Source organism: Dyadobacter sp. (assembly GCF_051859145.1).
GTDB lineage: Bacteria > Bacteroidota > Bacteroidia > Cytophagales > Spirosomataceae > Dyadobacter.
Map to the genome: position 1 here is coordinate 1 of NZ_JBHYGF010000138.1, position 9,614 is coordinate 9,614.

Here is a 9,614-nt window from a genome sequence, read left to right on the forward strand (position 1 = left end):
TGCCCGTGTGGGGGATCAACCTCTCAGCTCCCCTATCGATCGTTGCCTTGGTAAGCCGTTACCTATACCAACTAGCTAATCGAACGCATGCCCATCTACCACCGATAAATCTTTAACAAATAGTACCCATGCGGGACCCCTGTGTCATGCGGTATTAATCCGGGTTTCCCCGGGCTATCCCCCAGTGATAGGTAGGTTGCATACGCGTTACGCACCCGTACGACAGTGACATTGCTGCCCCCTCGCCTTGCATGTATTAAGCCTGCCGCTAGCGTTCATCCTGAGCCAGGATCAAACTCTCCATTGTAAATATGTTGCGATCGTGCTTCCGAAGAAACCGATCAAATGTTTCTAACGAACCTATCTTTTTTGCTCTCTTCATCATGTCAAAGAACGTTGCTCTGAATCTTTCAGAACTCGTGGCGTCGCCGTTTGCGATGCCTTTGTTGTTGATCGGGGTGCAAAAGTAGGAGGAGCAACTTAAACATGCAAGCATTGGAGGAAAATATTTTCAGAAATTTTCAACTTTTTTAGTGACTAATAATAGCAGCATTATTAAAACCTTGACGATCAACGTTGTTTTCAATAAATGCATGTCAGACTCAGCAAGAATATACATATCAATAAAACAAACTATTGCTTCCGTAACCTCTGAACCGCGCAAGACCAGCCTATTTACTGCGTCAGTGACTTTTCGCGGGCGAGTTGCTGGTATTTTTTAACAGCTGTTTCTTTTCCAGTCTCAAGTTCAACCAGCAAGTCAGCGGCAATGTCAGTTGGGCAGTGCCTGGATCCCCAAAGTACCAGCTCTACAATAATCGGAACTGTATCCACTCCTTTCTCAGTCAGTCGATAGGTGAACTTAGATCTTTTGTCAGATGCCACAGCCTTGGTTAGTATGCCTTGCGATTCAAGGACTGCCAGTCGATCTGCAAGGACATTGGTGGCTATCTTTTCAGCCGACTGCAGGAACTCTCCATAGGTAGACTTCCCGGCAAACACCATATCCCGAAGAATAAGTAAGGTCCATTTGTCTCCGAATATATCAAGCGATGTGCTTACCGGACAGGTAGAACGCTGTTTAAGCTCTTTCATAAATAACAATTTAAATCATTTAACTTGCAATTCACAAGTGAAATGATTTACCTTTACACTTGCGAAATGCAAGTAAATATAACAGATTTTATTCTATATCATGATTTTAATAACCGGTGCAACAGGCGGCTTAGGCCACAAAACCATTGATTTTCTACTTCAAACCACACCTGCCTCGGAAATCGCTGCTATAGTGCGAGATGCCGGCAGAGCTAAAGATCTTGTCGAACGAGGTGTGGACGTCCGGCAAGCCGATTACTTTGACTACTCTTCGCTTGTACAAGCAATGCAAGGTATCGATAAGGTGCTGCTGGTGTCAGCCGTGGCATTTACCGATCGGGCACTCCAGCATAAAAATGTGATCGATGCAGCAAAGGAAGCCGGAGTAAAACATCTTTTTTACACCAGCATTCAACGCAGTACAGACTTCGTAATGAAGGAAGTCACTGAAAGCGACCTGGCAACAGAAACCTATCTTAAAGCCTCAGGACTGGTATACACCATCCTCAAAAACGGATACTACTTCGAAGGACTGTCATATATGATCGGAAGCGAAGTGCCAGATTCAGAAATCGTATTTCCGGCAGGCGAAGGCAGGATCGCCTTCGTCAAACGGACCGAGCTGGCTGCTGCCACGGCTACCCTATTGACCAGCGCAGGTCATGATAATCAGGAATATACCTTAACCGGCAGCGAAGCTTATTCATTTCATGACATTGCACGGGAATTATCTTCGCTTGCAGGCCACCCGATCACTTACAAAAACATTGAGATCCCGCAGTATGTTTCCCGGCAAGTGGCCGCCGGAGTTCCGGAATTTGTTGCCGATTTTATAGCACAATGGGGCGCCTCCGCCAAACACGGTATGCTGGCAGAAACACACGGTACAGTAGAACAGCTGCTGGGCCGCAAGCCAACCTCCCTCCGGGAATACCTGAAAGAAACTTACTTCACCGATAAGTAACAATTATCTGTAATCCACTGCTGAAATCGCCTGCTAATCAATTGATTTAAAAATATATTTACATATTGTAAATGCATTTAACGTGTATCAAATGAATTAGCAATTATGAATACAAGAGATTTTGCCAACAGCTGGCTACAAGCATGGAACAATCATGATATTGAAGGAGTTTTATCGCACTTTGCCGAAAATGTTCAGGTCACAACACCTATGATTAAGATAGCGACAGGTGGATCTGAAAGTACTCTTTACGGTAAAGATGCGGTGAGAGATTATTGGAATGTTGCGATCAAGAGATTTCCTGACCTGAATTTCAAGCTGCTTTGTATTACAGAAGGTGTAGATTCAGTAGCGCTGTATTATCAAACGGTTTTAAATAAAACAGCTATCGAGGTAATGTTTTTTGATGAAAATCATCTTGTTAAAAGAATGGATGCATTCTACAGTCTCGCGCCGGAATAGACTCGTCATTATTACCTTGTTGATATCTATTGATATTTCATCTTATAAATCCATTAATTCACCTTCGAACCTGCGTATATATGAAATTGAAGTTGATTTTACCGCTCTTTCTTTTACTCACATATTTCACTGCATTTAGCCAGGAACGGACCGCCGGACCAACTCCAGACGCAAAAGGTACAATCAAGGTATCCGTTATGTACCCCTATGCGGAAGGCAAGAATTTCAATATGGATTATTATGAAACAAAACACATGCCCATGGTAGCGGGGTTTTTAGGGTCCAACCTGATTAAGTACACGATTGAAAAAGGAATAGCAAGTGGTATTCCAAACCAGCCCATGCCATTTATGGCAATAGGTACATTCTACGTAAAAAGCCTGAGTGACTACCAAGCTGCTATCGGGCCGAACAGGGATGCTATTCGCGCCGATTTCCCAAATTATACCAACATCACCCCTGTCATTTTGGTAAGTGAGGTTGTCAAGTAGATAATGCCTGTACAAACGTTAAATACTAATGTGACCTCACCTGGGCACGTCATTCTTCAATGGGCTTCTATCCCCACAGGTAAATACGTCAATACAATGGCTTTTGCGTCGGGACAGTAGTTATAAATTTAGAGCAACAGGCCTTGGTGTCGCAATCTTATTGTGCGTTTTCTGACGAAGCATTGGTCCATTTGGTTTGCAACCAGGACGACGAGGTTGCTTTCACCGAATTGTACCGCCGGAACGTCAAATCGCTGGTAGGACACGCAATCCGTAAAACCGGAAGCAAAAGCGTGGCGGAAGATCTTGTCCAGGAAACGTTTGTGAAATTCTGGCTGGGCAGACATAAATTTGAAGTCCGGAAAAACATTGGCGCATACCTCAACGGCATTCTCAAAAATTCCATCATCACGCATTATCATCGCGAGCAAAGGCAACAGATAGTGCCGCTGGAAGAAGCGGAAAACCCCTCTGCCGACGATACACAGCAGCATCTCGATATGAATGTGCTTAGTGAACTCTATAATCAATCTCTTCTGAAGTTACCGTTGAAATGCCGCCAGGCATTTGAGCTCAGGCGACAAGGTCACAGCCTTAAGGAGATTGCGGCGGCAATGGATATCTCGGAAAAAACGGTAGAAGCGCACATCAGCAAAGCACTGAAAATCCTCCGTATCGAAATGAAAGATTACATCGCACTGGCCTTACTCGGAATAGCTTTCGTCTGAATACTCCCCTGCTTATCCTATTTTTTAAAAATAAATTCACATACGACTAAGGGATATCCTCGATTTTTCCAGACTGTATAAGTAGAGATTGCATTCAAGCATGGAATATTTATACAAAAATGATCAACAAGACCCCGTCGCCTGAGTTGCTGCGCAAGTATCTGGCCAATGAATGTACCGGCTCCGAGCGTCAGTTTGTAGATGAATGGTACCGTACCCTTCACCTGCATTCGGAGGAAGAATTTACAGAAAACGACGAAGAGAAACTCCTTCTCCGCATTCAAGGCGAGCTATCTGAACAGAGAGCATTCCCTGACGAAACACCTGTCCGTGTCATCAACTGGGAAGTGTACCTGAGTGGCGCAGCAGCCGCGGTGATTTTGTCCCTCGGATTTTTATTCTACCATTTGCAATTCCAAAAACAACCGGTATCCTCCTTTTCTAGCCATGAAATTCCTGTGAAAATGGCGAACCGGCAGAAGAAGACTGTCCGCTACGAACTTCCTGATCATAGCATTGTGTGGATCCAGCCGGGCGCGAGCATTGAGCACCCGCGCTCTTTCAATGGGAAAAATACCAGAGAGATCAATTTTGAAGGAGAAGGTTTTTTCAATGTTTCAAAAGACCGCGAACATCCATTTATCATCCACAGCGGGACGCTGAAAACAGAGGTACTCGGAACCAGCTTTAATGTCCGCGCCAACCGGGATGAAAAAACCTACCAGGTTTCAGTGGTAACCGGAAGCGTGTCGGTTAGCTCCGAAAATCAGGCAGAAAAAGTTTTGCTTAAACCTAGCCAGCAGGCAGTTTTTGAGCGTGCTACGAATGACCTGAGAATGGCAAATCTGGATATCAAAAAAAATGATAAAGAGACCTGGCAGCCGGTATCACTCGACTTTGATAACGTGACTCTTCAGGAAATTACGGAACAACTCCAGAACGTGTTCCGTGTGAAAATCTCCGTTGCTAATCCTGCTCTCAAACAATGCGTGATTAAGGTTGGATTCAACAATCAGAACCTGCCTGAAATCCTGGAAATGATCAATACTCTTTTGGGTAGTACCTATGAAATGGATGGAGACCACATTGTGCTGTCGGGCGAAGGCTGCGGCGGGCAATAATTAATTATGAAGCGACTATTCCTAAACCCCGATCTATATGAAGCTAAAATCCTGATTGCCTATGAATTAAACTAGCCAGACACGAACAGGAAGGTCAGGAGTGGTTGCAACACTCCTGACCGTAACTGACTAACACGTAACCGCGGTTGACCGCGACTCCGATCGATTTCGAACCAATTAATCAGTCATTAGTAAAATTATGAAGAAACACTTGTATTGCAAGTACGGAATTCTTGTGACCATTATGCGCCTAACCCTCTACCAGCTCATTTGCGCGGTTTTTCTCTCTGCTATGGCGTATGCACATCGTACACCCGCCCAGGAGCTTTTGAACCGGAACTTGACATTAAAGTTGACTGATGCGACGCTTGAAAAGGCATTAAACCGGATCGAAAACCATGCAAAGGTCCGGTTTGCATACAGCCGGGAGGTAGTTCGCGTTTCGGAAACTGTTAACGTTACCGCAAAAAATGAAGCCTTATCTTCTGTTTTGGATCGCCTTTTTACGCCACTTGGAATTAATTACCAGGTTGTGAATGGACAAATTTTATTGTCCAAAGTAAAAAAGGAAACATCCGCCCTGCGCCCGGACCAGAAGGTGCAGATTGCTGACCAGAACGCTGATATACAGGTGCGCGGCAAAGTCACCAGCTCTGAAAACAACGAGCCTTTGCCCGGCGTGAGTGTGGTTATAAAAGGTACTTCTGCTGGTACAACTACGGATATTGAAGGTAATTATGAACTTTCAGTAACTGGTGAAACGGCGATCCTGGTTTTTAGTTTTGTCGGTTACGCACCTCAGGAAATTGCATTGGGCAACCATAACCAGCTCGATGTAAAGCTTGTAGGCGACATCAAAGCACTGAATGAAGTGGTAGTGGTGGGATATGGTACGCAAAAGCGCGGCGACATCACTGGCTCGGTAGCTTCGGTGAGCGCCAAAGACATTGCAGGTTTGCCTACACCCAGCCTCGACGGTGCATTGACCGCCAAAATGCCTGGCGTATATGTAGCTCAAACCACCGGAACACCCGGCGGCGGATTGACAGTTCGGGTGAGAGGTACCGGCTCGATCGGTGCCGGAAATGAGCCATTGTACGTAATCGACGGGTTCCCTGTGACCGCTTCCTATAATCAGACCAGCAATCCGCTTAACTCCCTTAATCCAAATGACATTGAATCGGTAGAGATCCTGAAAGACGCTTCTTCCACGGCCATTTACGGTTCACGCGGATCAAATGGGGTTGTGATTGTAACGACCAAAAGTGGAAAATCCGGAAAGATGCGTGTGGATATCGATGCATATACCGGTGTTCAAAGTGTGACAAAAACGCTGGATATGATGAATGCACGCGAGTTTGCGCAGTATATCATCGAAAGCCGCAACAATGCGTGGGTAGATGCAGGCGGCAAGGCAGAAGACCCCAACTCTGCCAGAAGCGCCATTTATCAGATATTACCTGCACTGCAAAATCCAGATGCACTTGGAGAAGGTACAAACTGGCAAAATGAAATCTTCCGGCAGGCGCCAACACATAATGTACAGCTTACGCTTTCCGGCGGGAACGACAAAATCAAGTACATGACTTCCGGCGGATATTTCAAGCAAAATGGAGTTGTACTCAATTCGGATTTTCAGAGATATACATTCAGGGTCAACCTCGAAGCGCAGGCATCGAAACGTTTTAAGATCGGTCTGAACCTTACACCTGCTTACACGATCAGCAATCCAACCGGCTCGGAAGGTCACTGGGCCAACGGCGGTATTGTACTCTCCGCCCTGACAATGGCGCCGCATTTGCCGGTTTACAAAGAAGACGGCAGCTACTCTACGGGACTGGACCTGGGTAATGGTTTCAGCAGCATTGAAAATCCGGTAAAGCTGGCGAAGGAACGAGTAAACCGCTTGAATGAGCTACGTTTGCTCGGGACTGTTTTTGGGGAATACAAAATACTCAACAATCTCACGTACAAACTCTTACTCGGCACAGACTTACAATCCAGCCGCCAGAATACATTCAGTCCGTCCATTGTGGGCCGCGATGGCGCTGTTCCGCCTTTAATCCCTGCCGGTAGCGCTACCAACAGCAGCTCGTACAACTGGCTGATCGAGCATACTTTGAACTTCAACAAATCGTGGGACAAACACCATTTTGATGCGCTCGGTGGATTTACTGCCCAGAAAGTCCGCTCCGATAATGCGGTGATCAATTCTACCAACTTCCCGAATGACCTCGTGGAAACACTGAACGCAGGAATTGTTTCCTCTGCTTCTACCACAGCCGAAGAATGGTCACTCCTTTCGTATCTGGCGCGCGCCAATTATAGCTTTGACAGCAGGTATCTTCTAACTGCCACGATCCGCCGCGATGGTTCTTCACGTTTTGGACAGAACAACAAATGGGGCGTTTTTCCTTCGGTATCAGCAGGATGGCGCATTTCGGAAGAAGCTTTTATGAAAAGTATACCTTTGATCAACGAGTTGAAACTGAGGGCAAGCTATGGACATACCGGAAACAACTTCATCGGAAACTACGATCACATCGGACTGTTATCCAAACGAAATTACACCTTCGCCGGTACCGTGGTTAACGGACTGGGACCGAACAGGATCAGCAATGCGAACCTGAACTGGGAAAAGAACAAGCAGGTGGATATTGGCCTCGAACTCGGGATATTCCAAAACCGGATTTTTCTGGTTGCCGACTATTATAAAAAGATCACATCCGACCTGCTGCTGAACGTGCCTACCCCGTCCATTACCGGATATACAACTGCCCGCCAGAATATTGGCAAGATCGAAAACAAAGGCTGGGAATTTGGGTTGACAACGCAGAACCTCAACAAAAAGCTGAAATGGAGCACGGATTTCAACATTTCGTTCAACAGAAATAAAGTACTGGCGCTGGGGCCGAGCGGCGATCCTTTGTACGGAAATTACCAGGTTACCGCGAGTCACGTGACGCAGATCGGTAAACCAATGGGAAACTACTATGGCTATGAGGTAGCCGGGATTTTCCAAACGGAAGACGAAGTGAAAAACAGTCCTGCATTTGCAGAGTCGAAACCTGGGCAATTGCGGTTTGTGGATGTAAATGGCGATGGCAAGCTGAGCAGCGACGACCGTACCATTCTGGGAAATCCGCAGCCGGATTTTATTTATGGAATGACAAATACATTCTCTTTCAAAGGAATAGACTTAACTGTATTGCTGCAAGGCGTGCAGGGAAATGAGATCCTGAATCTTGGACGCCGTTTTTATGCAAACTACGCAGGTACTGCCAATGGGATCCGTGAAATGAACAACAGCTGGAAGTCGCCGCAGGATCCGGGCGACGGCAAAACTCCCCGGATCAACCGCGACCTGAACAAGTACGCCAGCAGCAATTCCAGCGCGAATATTTCATCGGTACATGTCGAAGACGGCTCATTTCTCAGGATCCGCAACATTGCGCTCGGCTACAACCTGCCTGGGCCGCTGCTGGAAAAGATAAAGATGCGCACTATGCGGATTTACGTCAACCTGCAAAATCCGGTTACCTGGACCAAGTACACCGGTTACAATCCCGAGGTGAGCGTGCAAGGTGCGAGCCCGCTTGAACCTGGTGTGGATTACGGGGGCTACCCTATCGCCAAAGTGTACACAGTTGGTTTGAACATTGGCTTTTAATTCAAATGAACATGAAATTATATCGGATACTCATACTACTGGTTGCTTTTACCCTACCCTCCTGTAAAAAGGGATTTCTGGAACTTGCGCCTATATCGGACACCAACAGTGTCAACTTTTACCGCAATGCAGAAGATATGCTCAATGCTGTCAATGCGGCTTATGCTTCTCTTCAATTCAGTGGAATGTACAACCTGAGCATGTACGCGATCGGCGAGACTATGTCTGATAATACGGAAATTCTCGACGCGCAGAGCGGCATTGACATCTCACAAATTGACGCATTCACCACATTGAGCAACAATGGAATCGCGAGTACAACGTGGAACGACCACTACCGCGGCATTTTGGCCTGCAATACGGTCATAGACCGTATTGCAGGCGTTACGATGGACCAGGCATTGAAGGATCGTTTTGTTGCGGAGGTAAAATTTCTCAGGGGGCTGATGTACTTCAACCTCGTCAGGATTTTCGGGGATGTTCCATTGGTTTTAACAGAGACAACCGACGTATCATCCGGTTATACCTACACGCGTAACCCGACAGAGGAGGTGTATGCACAAATTGTGAAAGACTTGCAGGAAGCAAAACAAAAACTACCCGCCAGCTACACGGGAACAAACGTGGGCCGGGCTACATCGGGCGCGGCGACAGGTATGCTCGCAAAAGTTTACTTGACCCAGAAAAAATGGGCCGAAGCAGCTGCTGAAACCAAGGAAATCATCGACTCCAAAATGTACGAACTGTTGCCCTCCTATGCCGACATTTTCAGGATCAGCAACAAGAATAATAAGGAGTCGCTGTTTGAAGTACAATACAAAAAAGGCGGATATGGTTTGGGAAGTCCATTCAACAATGCATTTGCGCCGCGACTTGCCGGTGCTGCTGTAACCACAATCGGCGCAGGTAGCGGGCATAACCTGCCGACGACGGATATGGATAAAGCTTACGAGGCAGGAGATCTTAGAAAAGACGCTTCCCTGGCGCAGGGATATACCAGCGCAGGAAAATTTGTACCCGCGCTTTTTGTCAAAAAATACCTGGACCCGGCGCCATTTGCGGGCGGCGATTCGGATAACAACT

8 protein-coding genes and 1 rRNA gene are annotated in these 9,614 nt (G+C 46.5%); 7 read left to right on the plus strand and 2 right to left on the minus strand.

Annotation, left to right across the window (positions count from 1 at the left end):
• Together ACTIE6_RS09670 and ACTIE6_RS09675 are read right to left on the minus strand one after the other, a co-directional pair.
• Window positions 1–307 (minus strand): 16S ribosomal RNA (locus tag ACTIE6_RS09670); the annotation flags it as partial.
• 368 nt (window positions 308–675) lie between these two features.
• The gene (locus tag ACTIE6_RS09675) at window positions 676–1,095 is read right to left on the minus strand and encodes a winged helix-turn-helix transcriptional regulator (protein ID WP_439556441.1); all 420 of its coding nucleotides are present in this window, start codon (window positions 1,093–1,095) and stop codon (window positions 676–678) included.
• 100 nt (window positions 1,096–1,195) lie between these two features.
• Here ACTIE6_RS09675 and ACTIE6_RS09680 point away from each other — a divergent pair, with 100 nt between their 5' ends.
• The 7 genes from ACTIE6_RS09680 to ACTIE6_RS09710 form a co-directional block, all read left to right on the plus strand.
• On the plus strand, window positions 1,196–2,059 hold the full coding sequence (locus ACTIE6_RS09680; RefSeq protein WP_439556442.1) for an SDR family oxidoreductase: 864 nt from the start codon (window positions 1,196–1,198) through the stop codon (window positions 2,057–2,059).
• A 105-nt stretch (window positions 2,060–2,164) separates the two neighbouring features.
• A complete protein-coding gene (locus ACTIE6_RS09685) occupies window positions 2,165–2,521 on the plus strand; it encodes a nuclear transport factor 2 family protein (RefSeq protein ID WP_439556443.1) in 357 nt (118 codons plus the stop codon).
• Between the two features lie 80 nt (window positions 2,522–2,601).
• On the plus strand, window positions 2,602–3,012 hold the full coding sequence (locus ACTIE6_RS09690; RefSeq protein WP_439556444.1) for an EthD family reductase: 411 nt from the start codon (window positions 2,602–2,604) through the stop codon (window positions 3,010–3,012).
• Between the two features lie 146 nt (window positions 3,013–3,158).
• Window positions 3,159–3,740 carry an RNA polymerase sigma factor gene (locus ACTIE6_RS09695; protein ID WP_439556445.1) on the plus strand — a complete coding sequence of 194 codons (582 nt, stop codon included), beginning with the start codon at window positions 3,159–3,161 and terminating at the stop codon, window positions 3,738–3,740.
• Window positions 3,741–3,859: 119 nt separating this feature from the next.
• Window positions 3,860–4,861 carry a FecR family protein gene (locus ACTIE6_RS09700; RefSeq protein ID WP_439556446.1) on the plus strand — a complete coding sequence of 334 codons (1,002 nt, stop codon included), beginning with the start codon at window positions 3,860–3,862 and terminating at the stop codon, window positions 4,859–4,861.
• Window positions 4,862–5,060: 199 nt separating this feature from the next.
• Window positions 5,061–8,531, plus strand: coding sequence for a TonB-dependent receptor (locus tag ACTIE6_RS09705; protein WP_439556447.1), 3,471 nt, complete (start codon window positions 5,061–5,063; stop codon window positions 8,529–8,531).
• Between the two features lie 11 nt (window positions 8,532–8,542).
• Window positions 8,543–9,614, plus strand: a 1,072-nt coding sequence (locus ACTIE6_RS09710; RefSeq protein ID WP_439556448.1) for a RagB/SusD family nutrient uptake outer membrane protein, incomplete at its 3' end; no start/stop codon positions are given.

Coding starts and splice junctions, on each gene's coding strand:
- ACTIE6_RS09675 (WP_439556441.1), bottom strand. CDS start 1,095: ATGAAAGAGCTTAAACAGCGTTCTACCTGTCCGGTAAGCACATCGCTT.
- ACTIE6_RS09680 (WP_439556442.1), top strand. CDS start 1,196: ATGATTTTAATAACCGGTGCAACAGGCGGCTTAGGCCACAAAACCATT.
- ACTIE6_RS09685 (WP_439556443.1), top strand. CDS start 2,165: ATGAATACAAGAGATTTTGCCAACAGCTGGCTACAAGCATGGAACAAT.
- ACTIE6_RS09690 (WP_439556444.1), top strand. CDS start 2,602: ATGAAATTGAAGTTGATTTTACCGCTCTTTCTTTTACTCACATATTTC.
- ACTIE6_RS09700 (WP_439556446.1), top strand. CDS start 3,860: ATGATCAACAAGACCCCGTCGCCTGAGTTGCTGCGCAAGTATCTGGCC.
- ACTIE6_RS09705 (WP_439556447.1), top strand. CDS start 5,061: ATGAAGAAACACTTGTATTGCAAGTACGGAATTCTTGTGACCATTATG.